Genomic DNA, 20,035 nt, shown 5'->3' on the forward strand with positions numbered 1-20,035 from the left:
CGCAAAGGCATGCAATGGCCAATCGTAGACAAGGGTCAAGCCACCAAGGCTAGGTCTTCCGGATCCATCATGAATCCGACTCGGAAAGACTGACAGTCGAGGCAGGCTCGTCGATGGGGAGGGTGATGTGACGGGGAACTTGGCGGTGTGCGGGGCAGGGCCGGGGGAGGCAGGTGCGATTTTGACAATGTATCGGCTGATGGCCGGATGTCGGCCTTCACAGCCGGCTCCCGGGCGAGAGCGGGGGAGCCGGCGGTGGCCTTGGCGACACGATGATTATCGATTATCGGCTGCGTTGTTCGAAGGCGTCGACCCCGGCGGCGGAAGTCAGTGGTGCCATGCCCCGGTAGTTGGTGCGGGTATCCACCAGCACTGCTGGCGATGCGCGATACTCGAGGGCGTCGATGCCGGCGCCGGGAGCCAGCGAGATGCCGGGAGCCGGGGCCCGGCGAGAGGCCAGGTTGATGCCGGCGTCATTCAGTGGCGTGGCTGTCACTCGTTGCCCGTTATCGAGGCCGTGATCAGAGGCGACGCTGCTGGCCAGCGCCGTTCCGGAAGTGGCCAGAAGGCCGATGAGCACGAGGGACCCGAATGAGAGTGTCTGGGTGGTTTTCATGGGTTGCCTCCCGTCAGGATGTGGGAGTTCGTGATGGATCGAGGGGGACGGGGGTAGTGCCGTGAGCCTCGAGAGTCGTCATGGCAGTCGACTCGAGGTGGCATGGGGAGGGGCTGCCTGATGCTCTCAGCATGTAACGCTGACCAATAGTTGACAAGTTGGTTTTTTTGATAGCGATGCTGGTTTATTTATTTCCATGTTCGGCTGACAGGCTTGTGAGCCGGTATATCAAGTCCCTGGGCCATGCTCCGGGCCAGAGCCTTCCTGACGGGAGATTGCCGGCGATGAGCCAAAAAAACCTCGGCTGGAGCCGAGGTTTTCGCGTGTCGCTGAGCCGGTGGTGACGCAGGGATAGAAACCAGCCCGGGACAACCTTTTCAATCCTTGTTGTGGGTGCCCTTGTCCTTGACGATTTCCTGGTTGCTGTAGGACGTGGCGTCGCTCTCATGAGCAGTGCTTCCCGGCCTGTCCTCGGTGGCATCGACGCCACTGCCGGGGGCCAGTTCGCTGCCCTTGTCCTGCATCGCCGAGTTGTCCCCGGTCTGGATGCCGGCCGACTCCGCCTGTTCCTCGGCCTTCTGGGGATACGTGTCGTGACCCTCGATTCCCGAGTTGACGCCGCTATCGGGCGCGGGCTCGCTGGCTTCCTGCGCCAGTGCGGAGCCCGAGAAAGCCAGTAGGGTGGCCAGCAGCGCAGAAGTCAGGGTCAATCCTTTAATGCCTCGCATGGACCTACCTCCTTGCATGTTTCCAGCATTCATTTCAGCGACTCGCCGCCAGCTGAATGTCGAGCGTGGAAGACCATCGGTGGTCCAGCGCTCGCCCGTGATGTGGATATCGGAGGGTCGCCGGTAGGCAGGGCCTGGGGTTTTCGCTTCTTGCGGAGCTCGGTACCGGTGGGTCCTGTCTGCACATTTGAAGCTAGCCAAGGAATCGTTGCGCTGCAAACTATTTTCTCACCACCAGGACTCGCTGTCGCGTTCGGCGCGCAGCGTGTCCCGGGCGATATATAGGGCGGCGATAGCCCTGGCTTCGTGGAAGTCCTCGCGGGCAAGCAGGGCGGGCAGGGATTCGATGGCGTGCGTCTCGACCAGCAGCGGCTCTGGCTCGTCGCCGGGCAGGCGCTTCTCGTAGAGGTCGGTGGCCAGCAGCACCTGCATGCGGTGGTTCATGTAGTTGGGCGCCAGCGAGAGCTCGACGAGCGGTTCGATGCGCCGGGCACCCATGCCGCATTCTTCCATCAGCTCGCGGTTGCCGGCAGTGATGATGTCCTCGCCGGGATCGACCAGCCCCTTGGGTAGCGTGAGAGCGTACTCGTCGAAGCCGGCGGCATACTCGCGGATCAGCAGTACATGCTCGGGGTCGGGCATGGCGACGATCATGACCGCCGGGCGGCCGCGCCCCTTGAGGCGCTCGAAGGTGCGTTCGGCACCGTTGGAAAAGCGCAGTTCCAGTCGCTCGATGGCGAACAGGTTGCTGCGGGCGACGTCCTCGCGGGCCAGGATGCTCGGCTTGGTGGGCGTGCTGGGTGCCATGGTGCCTCCGTGCGTGAATCGGGGGGATCCCGTACAATGACAGTGTCTTTTACCACCGCTGCGGAGTCCCTGGCCAATGATCGACTGGCGTGACATCGATACCGTTCTGCTCGACATGGACGGTACGCTGCTCGACCTGCACTTCGACAGCCATTTCTGGCTCGAGCACCTGCCGCGCCGCTATGTCGAGCTGCATCATCTCGATGATGCGACCCAGGAGGTCGTGCGCGAGCGAATCCTGCGTGAGCAGGGTAGCCTCAACTGGTACAGCCTGGCGTACTGGGAGCGCGAGCTCGGCGTCGACATCCTCGCCCTCAAGCGTGAGGTGCAGCATCTGATCGGTCTGCGCAGCGATGCCCTGGATTTTCTCGCTTGGCTGCGTGACGCGCATCCGCGCGTCGTGCTGGCGACCAACGCCGACCGGGCCAGCCTGTCGCTCAAGCTGCCGCTGACCGGGCTCGAGGCTTACCTGGATGCCATCGTCTCGTCGGCGGACTTCGGCGTGCCCAAGGAAGAGCAGGCGTTCTGGTTCGCGCTTCAGGAGGTCGAGCCCTTCGATCCGCAGCGCACGTTGTTCATCGATGACAACCCGGCCGTGCTGGAAAGCGCCCGGGAGTTCGGCATCCGCCATTTGCTGGGCATTCGCCAGCCCGACAGCCGACGGCCCGAGCGCGAGCTGGAGGCGTTCATCGCCCTCGACCGCTTTGCGGCCTTGTTACCCGACCGCGACGCCCCCATGTAGACGCCATGCAAGAATCCGTACGAATCGACAAGTGGCTGTGGGCCGCGCGTTTCTTCAAGACCCGCGGCCTGGCCAAGAAGGCCATTGAGGGCGGCAAGGTCCAGGTTGATGGTGCCCGCGTCAAGACCAGCAAGGTGATCACCCCGGGCGCCCGGGTGAAGGTGCCCCAGGGCTGGGATCAGTGGGAGGTGGAAGTCATCGCCGTCTCCGACCAGCGGCGTGGCGCGCCGGAGGCCCGCGAGCTCTATCGCGAGACGCCCGAAAGCCAGCAGCGCCGCGAACGCGAGGCCGAACAGCGGCGCCTGGCCAATCAGGTGATGCAGGCACCGCGCGGGCGACCCGACAAGCGCGGGCGCCGCGAGATCCAGCGTTTCCAACGCCAGCGTCCCGACGACCAGTGACACCGCCTCTCTTGTATCCCCGTTCCCTCCGTTGCCGAGCGACTCATGTCCGACCAGATCCAGCGATTCCTGTTTGACGATACCAACGTGCGCGGCGAGATCGTCTCGCTCGAGACCGCCTATGCCGAGGTTCTCGACCGCCATGCCTACCCGTCGGTGGTAGCCCGCCAGCTCGGCGAGATGCTGGCGGCGGTTGCGCTGCTGACCGAGACGGTCAAGCTCGACGGCACCCTGAGCCTCGAGGTGCGCGGCCAGGGGGCACTGCGTCTGCTGATGGCCGAGTCCAATCCCGGTGGCGAACTGCGTGCCATCGCCCGGCTCGACGACGAAGCGCCTCTGCCCGACGAATCCGCCACCTTCGCCGAGCTGGTCGGCGACGGCCAGATCGTCATCACCCTGGACCCCCGCGAGGGCAACCGCTATCAGGGCATCGTGGCGATCGAGGCCGACGATCTCGCCGGTTGCCTCGAGAACTACTTCGCTCGTTCCGAGCAGTTGGCCACCCGGCTGTGGCTGGCGGCCGACGGAAAGCGTGCCGGCGGCCTGCTGCTCCAGCAGCTGCCCGATGACAGCCGCAATCGCGACCCCGACGCCTGGGACAGGCTGGTGCATCTGGCGAGCACCGTGCGCGACGATGAGCTGCTGGGCCTGGCGCAGCGCGATCTGCTCTATCGCCTCTACCATGAGGAGACGACGCGCGTCTTCGACCCCAAGCCGCTGCATTTCGGCTGCACCTGCTCCCGCGAACGCATTGCCCGGGCGCTGCTCGGCCTGGGGGCCGAGGAGCTGCGTGATATTCTCGATGAGCAGAAGGCCGTGGACACCCAGTGCCACTTCTGCCACACCCGCTATCATTTCTCGGCGGCCGAGATCGAGGCGCTGATCGAGTCCCCGGATGCTGGCTCGCCGACCATGCATTGACGTGGATGCCGCCAGCCGCAATCGCAGTTGGCTCTGTCAAGGGGGCCGGGGACAGGTCGAAGAGGGGGGCCTACGCCATGGCCGGAAAGTGTTCCTTTCCATTTCGGCATTTCCGCCATCCATGGCGGTCAGATGGCGCAGGTAGTGCCCATGGAGGGGTTCACGGCGCCCCCTCGCAGGTCTGTCGACGGATCAGTCCCTGACGACAACCCGACAGCGACAGCGTGAGACGCCGCCTCGGCGTTTTGCCGATCGAGGCGGTTTGCCATCATAATGTAACGGCTCGTGCATCACTCCCGGACAAGAGGCGGCAAACGCCCGTGATGCACGATCGCTTTTTTGGCTAACGAGAGAGAATCGGCCCTCGAGGCCCAGGACACCCCATGACTACGAATTCCGCTGCTGCCCAGCCGACGGCGCGCCGCGCGAGCGTGCATACCAACCTTTGCGCTGCCGAACTCATCGAACGTGCCGTTGCCGAGGGGGAGGGGCGCCTTGCCACGAACGGCGCCCTGGTCGTCAATACCGGCGTGCGTACCGGCCGCTCCCCGGCGGACCGCTTCATCGTCGACGAGCCGTCCACCGCCGAGCTGATCGACTGGGGAAGCGTGAACCGGCCCTTCGATGCCGAGCGCTTCGACGCCCTCTGGGAGCGGGTCGAGGATTATCTGGCCGAGGGCGACAGCTATGTCTCCGAGCTGCATGTCGGTGCGGACCCCGAGCACTACCTGCCGATTCGCGTGACTACCGAGACCGCCTGGCACAATCTCTTCGCCCGCAACCTGTTCGTGCGTCCCGACGCCTTCAACCCCAAGGGCAAGAACGAGTGGACCATCCTCAACGCGCCACACTTCACCTGTGACCCGGTGCGTGACGGCACCAACTCCGATGGCGCAGTGGTCATCAACTTCGCGCGTCGGCGCGTGCTGCTGGCCGGCATGCGCTACGCCGGCGAGATGAAGAAGGCGATGTTCTCGGTGCAGAACTTCCTGTTGCCCGAGAAGGACGTGCTGCCCATGCACTGCAGCGCCAACGTCGGCGAGGACGGCGAGACCACGCTGTTCTTCGGCCTTTCCGGCACCGGCAAGACCACGCTGTCCGCCGACCCGGCCCGTTACCTGATCGGCGACGACGAGCATGGCTGGGGCGAGGGCACGGTGTTCAACATCGAGGGTGGCTGCTATGCCAAGTGCATCGACCTTTCGGAAAAGAACGAGCCGGTAATCTGGCAGGCGATCCGCTTCGGCACGGTTCTCGAGAACGTGGTGCTCGACGATCGCCGGGCGCCGGACTATGCCGACGACAGCCTGACGCAGAATTCACGCGCCGCCTATCCGCTCGAGCACATCGACAAGCGTGTGGCGGAAAACCGCGCCGGCGAGCCCAATGCGATCATCTTCCTGACCTGCGACATGAGCGGCGTGTTGCCGCCGGTGTCGGTCCTCTCCAAGGAAGCCGCGGCCTATCACTTCCTGTCCGGTTACACCGCCAAGGTGGGCTCCACCGAGATGGGCTCCTCGGCCGGTCTGGAAGCCACCTTCTCGACCTGCTTCGGCGCGCCGTTCTTCCCGCGTCCGGCCCGCGAATATGCCGACCTGCTGATCAAGCGCATCGAGGCCTTCGGCTCGCGGGTCTACCTGGTCAACACCGGCTGGACCGGCGGCAGCTACGGCCAGGGCGGTAGCCGTTTCAGCATTCCCACTACGCGCGGCATCATCAGCGCGGTTCAGTCCGGTGCGCTCAAGGATGTGGAGACCCGTCACGTCGACGGCCTCAATCTGGATGTGCCGGTCGCGGTGCCGGGCGTCGACTCGCGGCTGCTCGATCCGCGCGAGACCTGGGAAGACCCTGCCGCCTACGATCGGCAGCGTCAGGAGCTGGTGGCCAAGTTCGTCGAGAACTTCAAGAAGTTTGCCGGCGTCGACGAGGCGATCATCGCTGCGGGCCCGTCGCTCAACTGAGCCCCGCGTCGGTTCGCCAACGACCTCGCCGAGGGCGCGTCACCTGACGCGCCCTCGGCGTTTCCGTCCCCCGTCACTGCATCCATGGTGGTGTGCCCGGCGTACGCTGAAGGTGACGTGACGAACAATGAACGGAGGGACGTCATGCAACGACGGCATTTTCTGGGCCTGCTGGGCGTCGGCGGGCTGGCGGGGCTGCTGCCGGGCTGGGCGCTGGCGCGTCCCGCGCTGGACCTGAAACGGGGCGCCGATGTCGAGCCGCTGTCGCTCAGTGAGCAGGAGTGGCGCAAGCGCCTCAGCGAGGCGCAGTTCAAGATCCTGCGCGAGGCGGATACCGAACCGGCGGGCAGCAGTCCGCTGAATGCCGAGAAGCGCCGGGGCGAGTATCGCTGTGCGGGTTGTGATCTGACGCTGTTCACCAGCGACATGAAGTATGACTCGGGCACCGGCTGGCCGAGCTTTTTCGACCACATCCAGGGGCACCTGCTGACCCGGCTCGACTTCGTGCTGCTGATCCCGCGCACCGAGTACCACTGCGCCCGTTGCGGTGGGCATCAGGGCCATGTCTTCGAGGACGGCCCCGAGCCCACCGGACTGCGCTGGTGCAACAATGGACTGGCTCTGCGCTTCGTGCCGGCCGCGGCGAGCGGCTGATCGGCTAGAAGCTAAGCCAATCGTCGTCGGCCGATGAAGCTGTCGAGGTGCGGGCCGGAGCGGGCGCGGGTGCTTCCCGGCGAGGTGGCTTCAGACGAGGGGCTGGCGTTACATCAGGTGTCTGACCGCTCAGGCGGAAGGAAGCAAGAAGCGTATCGAGGCGCTCGGCCTGTTCGCGCATCTCGTTGGATGCCGCGCTGAACTGTTCGACCATGGACGCATTGTGCTGGGTCATGTTGTCTAGCTCGCTGACAGCAGTGTTGACCTGGCCGATGCCCTGGCTTTGTTCCCGGGCACCGGCGCTGATTTCGCCGATCACGTCGGTGACCTGCTCGATGCTCGAGACGATCTGTTCCATGGTCTTGCCGGTACGCTTGACCAGTGAGTTGCCGGACTGGGTACGGGCCACCGAGGTGTCGATCAGTTCGCGAATCTCTTTCGCCGCGTCGCTGGAGCGGCTGGCCAGTGTCCGCACTTCCTGAGCAACGACCGCGAAGCCGCGACCATGCTCGCCGGCGCGCGCCGCCTCCACCGAGGCATTGAGGGCCAGGATGTTGGTCTGGAAGGCGATGCCGTCGATCAGGGTAATGATTTCGCTGATTTCGGTGGCCGAGGTATCAATCTCGTCCATAGTGCGCTCGACCTGCTGCATCGCTTCGTGCCCCTGACGGGCAATATCGGCCGTCGAGTTGACCAGCTGATTGGCCTGCTGGGCGGCATCCGAGGTGTTGCTGACCGTCGCCGCAATCTGCTCCATCGATGCCGAGGTTTCCTGCAGGTTGGAGGCGGCCTGCTCGGTCCGTGAAGCGAGATCCACGCTGCCGCGGGCGATTTCTTCGGCTGCTGTGCTGACGCCCTGAGTGCTGCTGCGCACCGACTGCAGCGTCTTGTCGATATAGGCAATGAAAGCATCGAACTGGTTGGCCAGCTCCCCGATTTCGTCGCGCCGGGACGAGCCGATGCGCGCGGTCAGGTCGCCGTCGCCCTCGGAGATCTCCTTGATGCGCGCGGTGACGCGGCGGATTGCACGGGACATCATCAGCGGTCCGGCCAGGGCGACGAAGATGGCGGCCAGGCACACCGCCAGCGAGAACAAACCGGTGAACCATTGCAGCTTCTGGGTCATGGCCATCGAGGCCGCTTGAAGTTCCGTGATCTTGGCATCAGCTGCCTCACCGGCGCGATTGTAGAGCTTGCGCAGGGCGCCGAAAGCCGTCAGCGAGTCACCTTCGGAAAGGGCTCTGGCAGACTGGGCGTTGCCTGCCGCGTGCAGCTCAAGAACCCGGCTCGATTGCTGCGACCATGCATTGTAGCTTGCATCGAAAGATCCCAGTCCGGCGACGACGTCGGGGTAGTCGGCCATCAGCGTCTTGAAGCTCTGCACGCGATCGAAAGCCTGCTGGGCGTTCTCCCGATAGTCTTTGCGAGCGCTCTGCGTCTTGTCGCTGCCCGGCGCGGCGTTCAGGGCTTCCATCTCGGCCATGCGGGCCTGGTGGAGGTCGCGGTCGGCGTTGAGGATCGCCGAGACGGCCTTGTTGAACGTCGTGCTGAATTCGGTCATGCGGCTCTCGAGCTTCTCGATGACCCAGAAGTCGGCGGCGACGACGATCAATAGCGATAGTGCCACGCCGATGAAGGCGCTGCTGTACTTGACGCTGATACGGTGCATTTTCTTGAGCATGGGTTCACCCTCGGTAAGCTCGCGAGCCTTGCAGAGTCTGCTGGGTCGTTAAACGCCGCTTTATTCGTTCGTGATGCGAACGTTATCGGGCCGGCAATCGGTCGTCGATGTGATGAGCGCACTTGTCACAATTGTTTACATTCGTTGCCGCCTGCGCCCTCGCGCGGCTTTGTGGTACCTTGTCGCCACCCGTGGCGTCGGCCCTTCCGCCGGGCCTGACGCCGCCTCGGCGCGGCGCTCCCCGGGCCGCCCGGTGAACCTGTCAATGCAAGGATTCCATGGACGTTCAGACTTCGATCAATGCGCGTCTCGCCGAGGAGCTCGGCGTGCGTCCCGCCCAGGTGACCGCGACCGTCGAACTGCTCGACGGCGGCGCCACCGTTCCGTTCATTGCCCGTTACCGCAAGGAAGTGACCGGTGGTCTCGACGACGGCCAGCTGCGTCAGCTCGAGGAGCGGCTGCGTTATCGTCGCGAGCTCGAGGAGCGTCGCGCGAGCGTGCTGGCCAGCATCGACGAGCAGGGCAAGCTGACCGCGGCGCTGGCGGCGCAGATCGGCGAGGCCGACACCAAGCAGCGCCTGGAAGACCTGTACCTGCCCTACAAGAAGAAACGCCGCACCAAGGCGCAGATCGCCCGCGAGGCCGGGCTCGAGCCGCTGGCTGATGCGCTGCTGGCCGATCCGACGCTGGACCCGGAGCGCGAGGCCGCCGCCTATCTGCGCCCGGCGGAGGGTGACACGCCCGCCGTCGCCGATGCCAAGGCGGCGCTCGACGGCGCCAAGCAGATCCTCATGGAGCGCTTCGCCGAGGATGCCGAACTGGTCGGTGGCCTGCGCGAGCGCGTGTGGCAGGAGGGCGAGCTGCGCGCACGCCTCATCGACGGCAAGCAGCGCGAGGGCGCCAAGTTCGCCGACTACTTCGAGCACGACGAACCGCTCGCGAAGGTGCCGTCGCATCGGGCGTTGGCCATGTTCCGTGGCCGCAACGAGGGCGTGCTGGCGCTGACCCTGGCGCTGCCGGGCGAGGACGAGGCACCGGTGCATCCCGCCGAGGTGGCGATCGCTCGTCATGCCGGCATCGACCTGGCTGCCGAGGCGCCGGGACGCGCCGCCGATCGCTGGTTGCGCGAGGTGGTGCGCTGGACCTGGCGGGTCAAGCTTTACACGCACCTCGAGACCGAGCTGATGGGCCGGTTGCGCGAGCGCGCCGAAGGCGAGGCGATCGAGGTCTTCGCCGCCAACCTCAAGGATCTGTTGCTGGCCGCACCGGCCGGCCCCCAGGCCACCCTGGCCATCGACCCCGGTTTGCGTACCGGCTGCAAGGTGGCGGTGGTCGATGCTACCGGGCAGTACCTCGAGCAGGCGGTGATCTATCCGCATGCGCCCCAGAAACGCTGGGACGAGGCGCTGGCCACCCTCACCAGCCTGGTCGAGCGGCACGGCGTCACCCTGGTGGCGGTCGGCAACGGCACCGCCAGCCGCGAGACCGACAAGCTGGCCGGCGAGCTGGTCAAGCGTCTGGCGCCGCGTCGCCTGACCAAGGTGATGGTCAGCGAGGCCGGCGCCTCGGTATATTCCGCTTCCGAGCTGGCGTCCCGCGAGCTGCCGGATCTCGATGTCACCATCCGCGGGGCGGTCTCCATCGCGCGGCGCCTGCAGGACCCGCTGGCGGAACTGGTCAAGATCGAGCCCAAGTCGATCGGCGTGGGCCAGTACCAGCACGATGTCTCGCAGGTCCAGCTCTCGCGCAGCCTGGAGGCGGTCATCGAGGACTGCGTCAACGCCGTGGGCGTGGATCTCAACACCGCCTCGGCGGCGCTGCTCTCACGGGTCTCGGGGCTCAACCCGGGGCTGGCCGAGAACGTCGTCGCCCGGCGCAACAGCGAAGGGGCGTTTCGCGACCGCCGCGACCTGCTCGAGGTCAGCCGCCTGGGACCGCGCACCTTCGAGCAGTGCGCGGGCTTCCTGCGCATCATGAACGGCGACAACCCGCTCGATGCCAGCGCGGTGCATCCGGAAGCCTATCCGCTGGTCGCGCGCATCGCCGAGCGCAACGATCGCGACCTGGCGGGCCTGATCGGCGACAGCCGCTTCCTGCGCACGCTCAAGCCGGCGGACTACGTCGACGACACCTTCGGGGTGCCGACCATCACCGATATCCTCAAGGAGCTCGACAAGCCGGGTCGCGACCCGCGTCCCGAGTTCCGCGCCGCCGAGTTCCGCGAGGGGGTCGAGACGCTGAAAGACCTCGAGCCGGGGATGATCCTCGAGGGCAGCGTCACCAACGTGACCCACTTCGGCGCCTTCGTCGACATCGGCGTGCATCAGGACGGCCTGGTGCACATCTCGGCGCTGTCGGACACCTTCGTCGAGGACCCGCGCCAGGTGGTCAAGGCCGGCGACATCGTCAAGGTCAAGGTGATGGCGGTGGATGTCGAGCGCGGGCGGATCGGCCTGTCGATGCGTCTCCATGACCAGCCGGAGGCCGAGACCGGCCGAAAGGAGACGGGCGGCGAGAAGCCGGCGCGTCGCGGCAAGGGCGGCGGGCGACGCGGCCGCGGCGGCACGTCGGGCGGCCAGGCGTCGGGCGGGCAGATGGGCGCGCTGGGCGAGGCGCTGCTCAAGGCGCGTGACAAGACGCGCTGAGGCGGGCCGGAATGATTCGCCTTGAAACGGCTGTCTCCGGCACCATAATCTGAGATTTCACCGGCACGTCGGGCGTGCCGGCGGCGGTCTTCAACATGGGGTGTTCAACTTGTCCGAGCAATTCGTCAATGCCATCGCGAGTCTGCGTGGCGCGGCGCGCCGAGGCGCCCTGGGACGCCTGCGGCGGGGTATCGAGAAGGAAGGGCTGCGCGTCGACGCCGGCGGCCGGATCGCGCAGACGCCGCATCCCCGGGCGCTGGGGTCCAAGCTGACCCATCCGCACATCACCACCGACTATTCCGAGTCGCTGCTGGAATACATCACCCCGGTCTACTGCCGTCCCGAGGATGCGCTGGCGTTCCTCGCCGACCTGCACCGCTTTTCCTACCGTCACCTCGGTGACGAGCGGATCTGGCCGGCGAGCATGCCCGGTCGGCTCGACGGCAACGACAGCGTGCCGATCGCCGACTACGGCCCGTCCAATGTCGGCTTCATGAAGCATGTCTACCGCAAGGGGCTCGACGTGCGCTACGGGCGGATCATGCAGTCGATCGCCGGCGTGCACTACAACGTCTCGCTGCCCGAGGATTTCTGGCCGGTCCTGCAGGAGCTGGAAGGGGCGACGGACACGTCGCTGACCCATTACCGTTCGGCGCGCTACTTCGACATGATCCGCAACTTCCGCCGCAACAGCTGGCTGCTGCTCTACCTGTTCGGCGCGTCGCCGGCCCTGGATCGCAGCTTCTTGAGCGGGGCGGCGCCGAGCCATCTGCGTGCCCATGCCCGTCACACCCTGGTGTCGCCCTACGCCACCAGCCTGCGCATGTCCGATCTGGGCTACCAGAACAAGGTTCAGGCCCAGCTCAAGATCTGCTTCAACTCGCTGTCCAACTACGTCGGCACGCTGCGCCACGCCATCACCACGCCGTGGCCGGCCTATCAGCGGCTGGGTGTCAACGAGGGCGGCGACTGGCGCCAGCTCAATGCCAACATCCTGCAGATCGAGAACGAGTACTACAGCGACATCCGTCCCAAGCGCGTGGCGCGCCACGACGAGACGCCGTCCCAGGCGCTCGAGGCGCGGGGCGTGGAGTACATCGAGGTGCGCTGCCTCGACCTGAACCCCTTCCTGCCGCTGGGGATCGACGCGACCCAGATGCGCTTCCTCGACGTCTTCCTGATGTGGTGCCTGCTGGCCGAGAGCCCGTGGATTCCCGACGAGGAGTGCGACCGGCTGGACGACAACCGGCGCGCCGTGGTGGAGCAGGGGCGCAAGGCCTCGCTGGCCCTGGCCGTCGACGGTCGCGAGCAGCGCCTGGCCGACCGCGCGGCGGCGATCTTCGCCGAACTGCGCGAGGTGGCCGAGCTGCTGGACATCAACGAGGAGAGCGATGTGCATGTCGCGGCGCTGTCGGCCCTCGAGCCGTTGCTCGACAATCCCGAGCACACCCCGTCGGGGCGGCTGCTGGGCGAGCTGGAAACCAGCGGCAGCGACTTCGTCGAGCATGTGCTGGGGCTGGCCGATGCCCAGGCCGAGCAGTTCCGGGCCGAGCCCATGGACCCGGCGCGGGAGGCCCTGTTCAACGAGCTCAGCGAGACCTCGCATCAGCAGCAGGCGGATATCGAGGCGGCCGAGACCCGGGACTTCGCGGCCTTCCTCGACAGCTACTTCGCGCGGGCCCGCGAGTCGCGACCCACGCCCACCTCGTAACGCAGACGGCGGCCCCGGCGGGTCGCCCCGAATCATGGAGTGATCCGCATGCCCGTCAGCCTGCGCCGCCTGTCGGTGCGCCAATGGAGTCTCGCCGGTCTGGTCTTCTGTGCCCTGATGATGGCCGTCGCCCTGGCCCTGCAGTATGTCGCGGGGCTGGAGCCGTGCCCGCTGTGCATCCTCCAGCGCATCGCGGTGATCACCGCGGCCGGGGTCTTCCTGGTCGCCGCGATCCACAACCCGCGCGGCTGGGGTGGCCGAGTCTACGGCGTGCTGGGCCTGCTGGCGGTGGGTGGCGGCATCGCCGTCGCCGGCCGGCATGTCTGGCTGCAGTCCCTGCCCCCCGATCAGGTGCCCAGCTGCGGGCCGGGGCTGGATTACATGCTCGAGGTGCTGCCGCTGTGGGACGTGCTCTCCCGGGTGCTGTCGGGGTCGGGCGAGTGCGCCACCATCGACGGCTACTGGTGGGGCCTGACGTTGCCGCAATGGACGCTGATCGGCTTCGCGGTGCTGGCCCTGGTGCCGCTCGGCCTGCTGCTGATGCCGCGTCGCCCCCGCGTCGCCTGAGCCCGCCTCGTCACCGCGAGCCCACGGGCTCGCGGTCCTCCCTTCTCCCCACGGCCGTCTTTTCGTACCTGTCGGCTCACCTGCACCTTTAGTCGCAGGCGAGGTGTCGCAAGCTGTCGGCAGCCGCGCCGTGATGTGCCAATAAAATCCCTTTAATCAGTCGGTTGGCTTTCCCCTTCCGGCGCTGTCGCGTGGCCGCGACGCTCGGGGGAGGCAGGGAACATTTTGTCGCCCGGGTATTTTGGTATACGGTTTAGTCTGTTTATTGTGTACAAATAATCCAACAACACAACGGACCCGTAGCGCATGAACTCCGCGAGCCAACGTCAGTCGGTTTTCGACTTCCACGGCAAGCCGCCGCTTCTCAAGGCCTTGCCGCTCTCTCTCCAGCACATCCTGGCCATGATCATGGGCACGGTGACGGTGCCGATCATCGTCGTCGGCGCCGTGGGCGCCTCGCTGGCGGACAAGATGGCGCTGATCCAGATCTCGCTGATCTTTTCCGGCGTCTCCACGCTCATCCAGCTCTATGCCATCGGCCGTTTCGGGGCCCGCCTGCCGGCGATCTTCGGGGTGGGCTTCGCCTATGTGCCGACGCTGACCGCGGTGGGCGCGCAGTACGGGCTGAGCGGCATTCTCGGGGCGCAGATCGCCGGGGGCGTGGCGATGATGGGGGTGGGGCTGTTCACCCGCCACCTTCGCCAGTGGTTCCCGCCGGTGGTCGCCGGGGTCGTGGTGCTGGTGATCGGCCTGTCGCTCTACGACATCGCCATCAACTACATGGCCGGCGGCGTGGGCAGCGCCGACTTCGGCGCCCCGGTCAACTGGTTCCTGGCACTGGCCACCTTGCTGGTGGTGTTGTTCGTCTCGCAGTTCTGCCAGGGCTTTCTCAAGCTGGCCTCGATCATCTGCGGCATCGGTGTCGGCTACGGAATGGCGCTGGCGCTGGGGCGGGTCGACTTCACGCCGGTGCTGAACGCGCCCTGGTTCACCCTGCCGCAGCCGCTGAGCTTCGGCCTGTCGTTCCACGGCCCGGCGATGGTGTCGATGGTGATCATCTGCGTCATCAACTCGGTGCAGACCATCGGCGATCTCTCCGCCACCACGGTCGGCGGCATGAATCGCGAGCTCGAGACTCACGAGCTCTACGGCGGCCTGCTGGGCAACGGCCTGTGCACGGCGCTGGGCTCGTTCTTCGGCGCCTTGCCGACCTCCTCGTACAGCCAGAACGTGGGCATCGTCGCCATGACCAAGGTGATCAGCCGTTATGTGCTGGCGCTGGCGGCGTTGTTCATGCTGGCGGCGGGATTCGTGCCCAAGTTCGGGGCGCTGATGACCACCATCCCGCTGCCGGTGCTGGGCGGGGCGACGGTCATGGTCTTCGGCATGATCACCGTGACCGGGATTCGCCTGATCACCAAGGACGAGATGTCCTCGCGCAATATCACCATCGCCAGCCTGGCGCTGGCGCTGAGCATGGGCGTCTACGCGGTGCCGGAATCGATCGCCCGGTTTCCGGAGGTCGTGCAGCTGGTGATCGGCGGCTCGCCGATCGTGATCGCGGCGCTGGTGGCGTTCACGCTCAACGTCATCCTGCCGCGCCGCTCCCTGGCCGACGAGGAGGCCGAGCGCGAGGCGGTCGAGGCGCGACTGAGCGAAGGTTGATGTCCCGCAAGGGATGGCTCCGACGGGGTGGCAAAGGATTGACAGCTGACGCCGTTGGAGTGACGCTGGACCCTCGCTGCCGGACGACGACACAGGGAGGCGACCGATGCTCGAAGACTGCAAGACCGCCCAGGAGCACTGGGGTGGCGTCCACCGCCTGATCGACCGCTGGCTCGAGGAGCGACGGACGATGCTGGGCGTGTTCACGGAGCTGCGCCAGGCCTGCGAGGTGGACCCCGAGGCGATCGGCAAGTCGCAGATCGATCGGTTCAGCGAACTGCTGATGGACTACATCAGCGCCGGACATTTCGAGATCTACCCCCAGCTTCGCGAGGAGGCCCGGCACTTCGACGACGAGGCGGCGCTGGCCCTGGCCGGCCAGCTGCTGGAGCGCCTCGAGATGTCCACCGCGATGGTGCTGGATTTCGATCGCGACTTCTCGACGCCGACGCGTTGCCAGCATTTCGCCTCGCGTCTGCCCGCCTGGCTCCAGCGGCTCGACCGCGGTCTCTCCGAACGCTTCTCGCTCGAGGATCGGCTGATCGCCCGGCTGCACGCCGCGCACTCCCCGCAGCCGGCCTCGGGCGTGGCACCCCGCGCCACCCTGTAACGGCCGTCGTCACGCGGCAGTGATCGCGCCTCGCCGAAGGACTCGACGAGGCGCGCCGACTTCCCCCTTCCTGCCCCTTCTTACTTGCGACGCCACCGCGCGCCCAGGCGTGCCCCGAGTTCCAGCATGCAGGGCGTGAGCAGCAGTGTCAGCCCGGTGGCGAAGGCCAGGCCGCCGGCGATCGCGCTGGAGAGCTGGGTCCACCACTGGGTCGAGGGGGCGTGCCAACCCAGGCTCGGCGTCAGCAGGTCGACGTTGACCCCCAGCACCATGGGGATCAGCCCCAGGACGGTGGTGATCGCGGTGAGCAGCACCGGGCGCAGCCGCCGGCAGCCGGCTTCCAGCGCCGCCTGACGCGCGGGCAGCCCGTCGCCGCGCAGCTGGTTGTAGGTGTCGATCAGCACGATGTTGTTGTTCACCACGATGCCGGCCAGGGCGATGATGCCCATGCCCACCATGACGATGCCGAAGGGCTGGGCGTTGAGCAGCAGGCCCAGCAGCACGCCGGCGGTCGAGAAGACGATCGCCGAGAGCACCAGGGCGGTCTGGTAGAGGCTGTTGAACTGGGTGACCAGGATGATCGTCATCAGGAACAGGGCGACGCCGAAGGCGCCGACCAGAAAGCGGCTGGTCTCGGCCTGGTCCTCGCGCTCCCCGGCCAGGTTGGCACGCACCCCCTCGGGCAGCTCGGCCAGGCTCGGCGCCAGGGCGCGCAGTCGTTCGTCGACCTGGCGACCGGGCTGCACGTCGGCCTCCAGGGTGATGGCGCGGTGGCCGTCGATGCGGTGCAGGATGCCGACCTTGGGGGCCGGAGTGAGCCGCACGAACTGACGGATCGGCAGCTGGCCCCGGTTGGTATGCACGGTCAGGCGTTCGAGCTGGTCGAGGCTGCGCCGTACCGCCGGCAGACGGACCCGGATGTCCACCTCGCCGTCCACCTCGGGCGGCCGGTAGGTGGCCAGGGGCAGGCCGTTGGTGACCAGCTGTACGGCGCTGCCGATGGTCGCCACGTCGGCACCGAAGCGGGCCGCCGCCTCGCGATCCACCTCGATGCGCCACTCCACGCCCGGCAGGCTGCGATTGTCCTGAATGTCCCGGAAGCCGCCCAGGCGCTGCATGGCCGTGCGCAGCTGTTCCACGGCCGCGTCCAGTGTGTCCGGCTGGCGGCCGGTCAGCTCGATCTGGATCGGCTTGCCGCTGGTCGGGCCGCGCTCCTGCTCCTGAAACGCCAGGCGCACGCCGGGCAGGTCGCGGGTGCGCGCGGCCATGTCGTCGAGAATGGCACCGGCGGAGCGCCGCTTGTCCCAGTCGATCAGCGAAAAGTTGAGCTGGCCGATCACGTCGGCGGCCATGCGGGTGTCCGGCGCGGCGAAGGAGCGCGCATAGAGCGCGTCGATTTCGGGCATGCCGGCGACCCGGGCCTCGACACGACGCACGATGGCGTCCTTTTCGTCCACCGACAGGTCGCCTCGGGCGTGCACCAGAATCTGCGCGTTGTCGGGTTCCACCTCGGGAAAGAACACCACGCCATGATTGAAGCGTGCATAAGCGGCGTAGATCACGGCCATGATGCCCAGGGCGCCGAGCAGCGCCAGGCCCGGGCGAGCCAACAGGCGGTCGAGGAGTCGGCGATAGAGCCGGGCGCCGACGTGCAGGCTTTCGCGGGTGGCGGGCGCATTCCGGCGGCGCAGCAGGTTGCCCAGGGTGGGCAGGAAGATCAGGGCCATCAGCAGCGAGGCCAGCAGGCACAGCACCACGGTGGCGGGCAGGTATTTCATGAACTCGCCGACCACGCCGGGCCAGAACAGCAGCGGCACGAACACCGCCAGGGTGGTGGCGGTCGAGGCGATCACCGGCCAGGCCATGCGTCCGGCGGCTCCCGCCCAGGCGTCCCGCGATGACGAGCCCCGGGCGAGGTTGTAATCGGCCTGCTCGCCGACCACGATGGCGCCGTCCACCAGCATCCCGGCGACCAGGATCAGGGCGAACAGCACGACGATGTTGAGGGTGTAGCCGATGCTCCAGATCAGCAGGATGCCGGTCAGAAAGGCGCCGGGAATGGTCAGGCCGATCAGCAGCGCCGAACGCAGGCCCATGGTGGCGAGAATCACGATCAGCACCAGCACCACCGCGGTCAGCACGTTGTTGAGCAGGTCATCGAGCAGGGAGACGACGGTGGTGGACTGGTCCATGATGGTGCGCAGCTGCAGGGTATCCGGCAGGCTGGGCCGGGCCTCGTCGAGCACGGCGTGGACGGCCCGGCTCGTGGCGATGATGTTGGCCCCGGCGCGCTTGGCGATCTCCAGCACGACGGCGGGCTGGCCGTCGATCCGGGCATAGCCCTGCGGGTCCTTGAAAGTACGATGAATGACCGCGACGTCGCCGAAGGTGACCACCCGGTCGCCGTCCACCTTGATCGGCATGGACAGCAGGTCGTCGAGGTTCTCGATCAGCCCGGGCACCTTGATCGCCAGGCGGCCGGCGCCGTTGTCGATGCTGCCGGCGGCGACCAGGCGATGATTGCGCGAGACCAGGTTGAACAGGGTGTCGAAGTCGATGCCGTAGCCGGCCAGTACCTGCGGGTCGACGACGATTTCCATCAGGTCCTCGCGCTCGCCGGCGATATCGACGTCGAGTACCTGCGGCAGCCCTTCGATGGCGTCCCGGAGGCCACGCGCCGCCAGCATCAGCTCGCCGGCGGAGAGCGGGCCGGAGAGTCCCACCGAGAGCACTGGAAACCGCGAGACGTTGACTTCCATCACCCGCGGTTCATCGGCCTCATCGGGCAGCGAGCTGCGGGCGATATCGACCTTTTCACGCACGTCGGCCAGCGCCTGGCGCGGGTCGAAGCCGGCATCGAACTCCAGGGTGATCGAGGCATAGCCCTCGGCCGCCTGGGCGGTCATCTTGCGTACGCCCTCGATGGCCTGCAGTTCCTGCTCCATGGGGCGTACCAGCAGGCGTTCGGCGTCTTCCGGGCTGACGCCCTCGAGTGTCAGCGACACGTAGATGGTGGGGATCGTGACGTCCGGGTTAGCCTCCTTGGGGATGGCCAGGTAGGCCACGCCGCCGCCGATCAGCAGGAAGAGCAGCACCAGCAGGGTGGTCCGGGTGCGGTCGATGGCGGCGTCGATCCAGCGGCGCATCAGGAGCCCTCGGGGGTGTCGGCGGGGACGGGGGTCACCCGCTGGCCGGCCTTGACGAAACCGCCGCCCAGCGTGATCAGCCGCACCGGATCGGGCAGGCCGCCGACCCAGGCGTGCTCGGCATCGGCGCTGATCAGCTCGACGGGGCGAAAGCGTACGCGATTATCGGCGTCGACGGTCTTCACCCCCAGACGGCCCTGCTCATCGAGCACCAGCCGGGCCGGCGACAGGCGGTGCGCCGGTCGGGGCGGCAGGGAAAGGGTCAGGGTGGCGCTGGCCCCGGCGACCCGCCAGCCTTCGGGGTTGGGCACGTCGGCTTCCAGGGCGAAGCGCCGAGTGGCCTCGTCGGCCTCGCTGGCCACGAAGCTGATTCGCCCCTCGAGGTGGCGGCCGTCGAGCAGGGCGAGACGCACGGGCATGCCGGCCGCAATGTCGGCGGCGCGCTGCTGCGGCAGCCAGGCGGTCGCCTTCAGGTGGCCGACATCCACCAGCCGGCCCAGCGTCTCGCCGACCTCGACGTAGGCCCCGGGGTCGATGTCGAACCGCTCGAGCGTTCCCGCGAACGGCGCGTCGATGCGGGTATCGGAGAGTGACTCCTGCAGGGTGGCCAGCGTGGCCTGACTGGCGGCCAGCTTGCTCTTCAGCCGCAGCAGTTCGTTGTTCGAGACCAGCTCGCGCCCGCGCAGCTGGCGCGCGCCCTCCAGCTCGGCGCGGGCCAGCGCCAGATCGGCCCGGGCCTGCTCGAGGCGGGCGGGCAGGTCGCCGGCGTCGAGGGTCGCCAGACGATCACCGGCGTCGACCCGGTCGCCCTGGGCGTGCGGCAGCGCCTCGACCCGTCCGGCGCGCCGCGCGCGCAGGACCACGCTGCGGCGAGGCTCGAGCTGGCCTTCCAGAATGACCTGCGGGGCATGGGGTTCGGCGTGTGACAGGCGAACCTCGACGCGGGGTGCCTCGGCGGTGGTCGTCTCGGTGGCGGAAGCGGGCGGTGTGTCGCGGAAATGCCGGCTGTCTCCGAAGGCGAGCCAGAGCAGCAGACCCAGGCTCAGCAGCAGCGCCAGCCAGGCGGGAGAGAGCATCGCTCGTATGCGCATGACGGGATCCTGGTAAGGCCAAGCGGCGGCCACATGACAGACCGCCCCGGCGCGAACGTCGAGGCGGTCAGTCTAACAGGTGGCGGAAG

General features: G+C 67.2%; 16 protein-coding genes. 10 read left to right on the top strand and 6 right to left on the bottom strand.

The window, feature by feature from the left end; translation table 11 throughout:
• Window positions 1–283: 283 nt before the first annotated feature.
• The 3 genes from ACTCB7_RS12960 to nudE all read right to left on the bottom strand — a co-directional run bounded on the left by ACTCB7_RS12960 (window position 284) and on the right by nudE (window position 2,151).
• Window positions 284–616: a hypothetical protein gene (locus tag ACTCB7_RS12960; RefSeq protein WP_463006993.1), complete on the bottom strand. Its 333-nt coding sequence runs from the start codon at window positions 614–616 to the stop codon at window positions 284–286.
• A 377-nt stretch (window positions 617–993) separates the two neighbouring features.
• The gene (locus ACTCB7_RS12965) at window positions 994–1,344 is read right to left on the bottom strand and encodes a hypothetical protein (RefSeq protein WP_224420853.1); all 351 of its coding nucleotides are present in this window, start codon (window positions 1,342–1,344) and stop codon (window positions 994–996) included.
• Window positions 1,345–1,572: 228 nt separating this feature from the next.
• Entirely contained in the window at window positions 1,573–2,151 is a 579-nt protein-coding gene (nudE, locus tag ACTCB7_RS12970) for an ADP compounds hydrolase NudE (protein WP_224420854.1), read from the bottom strand.
• Window positions 2,152–2,227: 76 nt separating this feature from the next.
• Between nudE and yrfG the strand changes: the two genes are divergently transcribed.
• From yrfG to msrB, 5 genes are all read left to right on the top strand, one after another.
• Complete coding sequence (yrfG, locus tag ACTCB7_RS12975) at window positions 2,228–2,893, top strand: GMP/IMP nucleotidase (protein ID WP_463006994.1); 666 nt, start codon at window positions 2,228–2,230, stop codon at window positions 2,891–2,893.
• A gap of 5 nt (window positions 2,894–2,898) precedes the next feature.
• Complete coding sequence (locus ACTCB7_RS12980) at window positions 2,899–3,294, top strand: RNA-binding S4 domain-containing protein (RefSeq protein ID WP_463006995.1); 396 nt, start codon at window positions 2,899–2,901, stop codon at window positions 3,292–3,294.
• A 45-nt stretch (window positions 3,295–3,339) separates the two neighbouring features.
• The gene (gene hslO, locus ACTCB7_RS12985; protein WP_463006996.1) at window positions 3,340–4,215 is read left to right on the top strand and encodes an Hsp33 family molecular chaperone HslO; all 876 of its coding nucleotides are present in this window, start codon (window positions 3,340–3,342) and stop codon (window positions 4,213–4,215) included.
• A 383-nt stretch (window positions 4,216–4,598) separates the two neighbouring features.
• Window positions 4,599–6,176, top strand: coding sequence for a phosphoenolpyruvate carboxykinase (locus tag ACTCB7_RS12990; RefSeq protein ID WP_463006997.1), 1,578 nt, complete (start codon window positions 4,599–4,601; stop codon window positions 6,174–6,176).
• A gap of 144 nt (window positions 6,177–6,320) precedes the next feature.
• Complete coding sequence (gene msrB, locus ACTCB7_RS12995) at window positions 6,321–6,830, top strand: peptide-methionine (R)-S-oxide reductase MsrB (RefSeq protein WP_463006998.1); 510 nt, start codon at window positions 6,321–6,323, stop codon at window positions 6,828–6,830.
• 4 nt (window positions 6,831–6,834) lie between these two features.
• Here the strand turns inward: msrB and ACTCB7_RS13000 are convergent, their stop codons facing one another.
• Window positions 6,835–8,511: a methyl-accepting chemotaxis protein gene (locus ACTCB7_RS13000; protein WP_224420860.1), complete on the bottom strand. Its 1,677-nt coding sequence runs from the start codon at window positions 8,509–8,511 to the stop codon at window positions 6,835–6,837.
• A 278-nt stretch (window positions 8,512–8,789) separates the two neighbouring features.
• Here ACTCB7_RS13000 and ACTCB7_RS13005 point away from each other — a divergent pair, with 278 nt between their 5' ends.
• The 5 genes from ACTCB7_RS13005 (at window position 8,790) to rsd (ending at window position 15,709) form a co-directional block, all read left to right on the top strand.
• Complete coding sequence (locus ACTCB7_RS13005) at window positions 8,790–11,156, top strand: Tex family protein (RefSeq protein WP_463006999.1); 2,367 nt, start codon at window positions 8,790–8,792, stop codon at window positions 11,154–11,156.
• Between the two features lie 109 nt (window positions 11,157–11,265).
• Window positions 11,266–12,867 (top strand): glutamate--cysteine ligase, encoded by a 1,602-nt coding sequence (gene gshA / locus ACTCB7_RS13010; RefSeq protein ID WP_463007000.1) that lies wholly within the window; start codon window positions 11,266–11,268, stop codon window positions 12,865–12,867.
• Window positions 12,868–12,915: 48 nt separating this feature from the next.
• Window positions 12,916–13,434: a disulfide bond formation protein B gene (locus ACTCB7_RS13015; protein ID WP_463007001.1), complete on the top strand. Its 519-nt coding sequence runs from the start codon at window positions 12,916–12,918 to the stop codon at window positions 13,432–13,434.
• Window positions 13,435–13,740: 306 nt separating this feature from the next.
• On the top strand, window positions 13,741–15,099 hold the full coding sequence (locus ACTCB7_RS13020) for a uracil-xanthine permease family protein (RefSeq protein WP_463007002.1): 1,359 nt from the start codon (window positions 13,741–13,743) through the stop codon (window positions 15,097–15,099).
• Between the two features lie 106 nt (window positions 15,100–15,205).
• A complete protein-coding gene (rsd, locus tag ACTCB7_RS13025) occupies window positions 15,206–15,709 on the top strand; it encodes a sigma D regulator (RefSeq protein WP_163647571.1) in 504 nt (167 codons plus the stop codon).
• Window positions 15,710–15,789: 80 nt separating this feature from the next.
• On the opposite strand, the gene ACTCB7_RS13030 is transcribed toward rsd, so the two are convergent.
• Both ACTCB7_RS13030 and ACTCB7_RS13035 read right to left on the bottom strand, forming a co-directional pair.
• Window positions 15,790–18,855: an efflux RND transporter permease subunit gene (locus ACTCB7_RS13030; RefSeq protein WP_463007003.1), complete on the bottom strand. Its 3,066-nt coding sequence runs from the start codon at window positions 18,853–18,855 to the stop codon at window positions 15,790–15,792.
• Window positions 18,855–19,946 carry an efflux RND transporter periplasmic adaptor subunit gene (locus tag ACTCB7_RS13035; RefSeq protein WP_224420867.1) on the bottom strand — a complete coding sequence of 364 codons (1,092 nt, stop codon included), beginning with the start codon at window positions 19,944–19,946 and terminating at the stop codon, window positions 18,855–18,857. The genes ACTCB7_RS13030 and ACTCB7_RS13035 overlap by 1 nt, the downstream gene beginning before the upstream one ends.
• Window positions 19,947–20,035: the final 89 nt, after the last annotated feature.

It is taken from the genome of Modicisalibacter sp. (assembly GCF_055145905.1).

Bases quoted from the DNA above. Each gene is read 5' to 3' on its own strand.
- ACTCB7_RS12960 (WP_463006993.1), bottom strand. From the start codon at position 616: ATGAAAACCACCCAGACACTCTCATTCGGGTCCCTCGTGCTCATCGGC.
- ACTCB7_RS12965 (WP_224420853.1), bottom strand. From the start codon at position 1,344: ATGCGAGGCATTAAAGGATTGACCCTGACTTCTGCGCTGCTGGCCACC.
- nudE (WP_224420854.1), bottom strand. From the start codon at position 2,151: ATGGCACCCAGCACGCCCACCAAGCCGAGCATCCTGGCCCGCGAGGAC.
- yrfG (WP_463006994.1), top strand. From the start codon at position 2,228: ATGATCGACTGGCGTGACATCGATACCGTTCTGCTCGACATGGACGGT.
- ACTCB7_RS12980 (WP_463006995.1), top strand. From the start codon at position 2,899: ATGCAAGAATCCGTACGAATCGACAAGTGGCTGTGGGCCGCGCGTTTC.
- hslO (WP_463006996.1), top strand. From the start codon at position 3,340: ATGTCCGACCAGATCCAGCGATTCCTGTTTGACGATACCAACGTGCGC.
- ACTCB7_RS12990 (WP_463006997.1), top strand. From the start codon at position 4,599: ATGACTACGAATTCCGCTGCTGCCCAGCCGACGGCGCGCCGCGCGAGC.
- msrB (WP_463006998.1), top strand. From the start codon at position 6,321: ATGCAACGACGGCATTTTCTGGGCCTGCTGGGCGTCGGCGGGCTGGCG.
- ACTCB7_RS13000 (WP_224420860.1), bottom strand. From the start codon at position 8,511: ATGCTCAAGAAAATGCACCGTATCAGCGTCAAGTACAGCAGCGCCTTC.
- ACTCB7_RS13005 (WP_463006999.1), top strand. From the start codon at position 8,790: ATGGACGTTCAGACTTCGATCAATGCGCGTCTCGCCGAGGAGCTCGGC.
- ACTCB7_RS13015 (WP_463007001.1), top strand. From the start codon at position 12,916: ATGCCCGTCAGCCTGCGCCGCCTGTCGGTGCGCCAATGGAGTCTCGCC.
- ACTCB7_RS13020 (WP_463007002.1), top strand. From the start codon at position 13,741: ATGAACTCCGCGAGCCAACGTCAGTCGGTTTTCGACTTCCACGGCAAG.
- rsd (WP_163647571.1), top strand. From the start codon at position 15,206: ATGCTCGAAGACTGCAAGACCGCCCAGGAGCACTGGGGTGGCGTCCAC.
- ACTCB7_RS13030 (WP_463007003.1), bottom strand. From the start codon at position 18,855: ATGCGCCGCTGGATCGACGCCGCCATCGACCGCACCCGGACCACCCTG.
- ACTCB7_RS13035 (WP_224420867.1), bottom strand. From the start codon at position 19,946: ATGCGCATACGAGCGATGCTCTCTCCCGCCTGGCTGGCGCTGCTGCTG.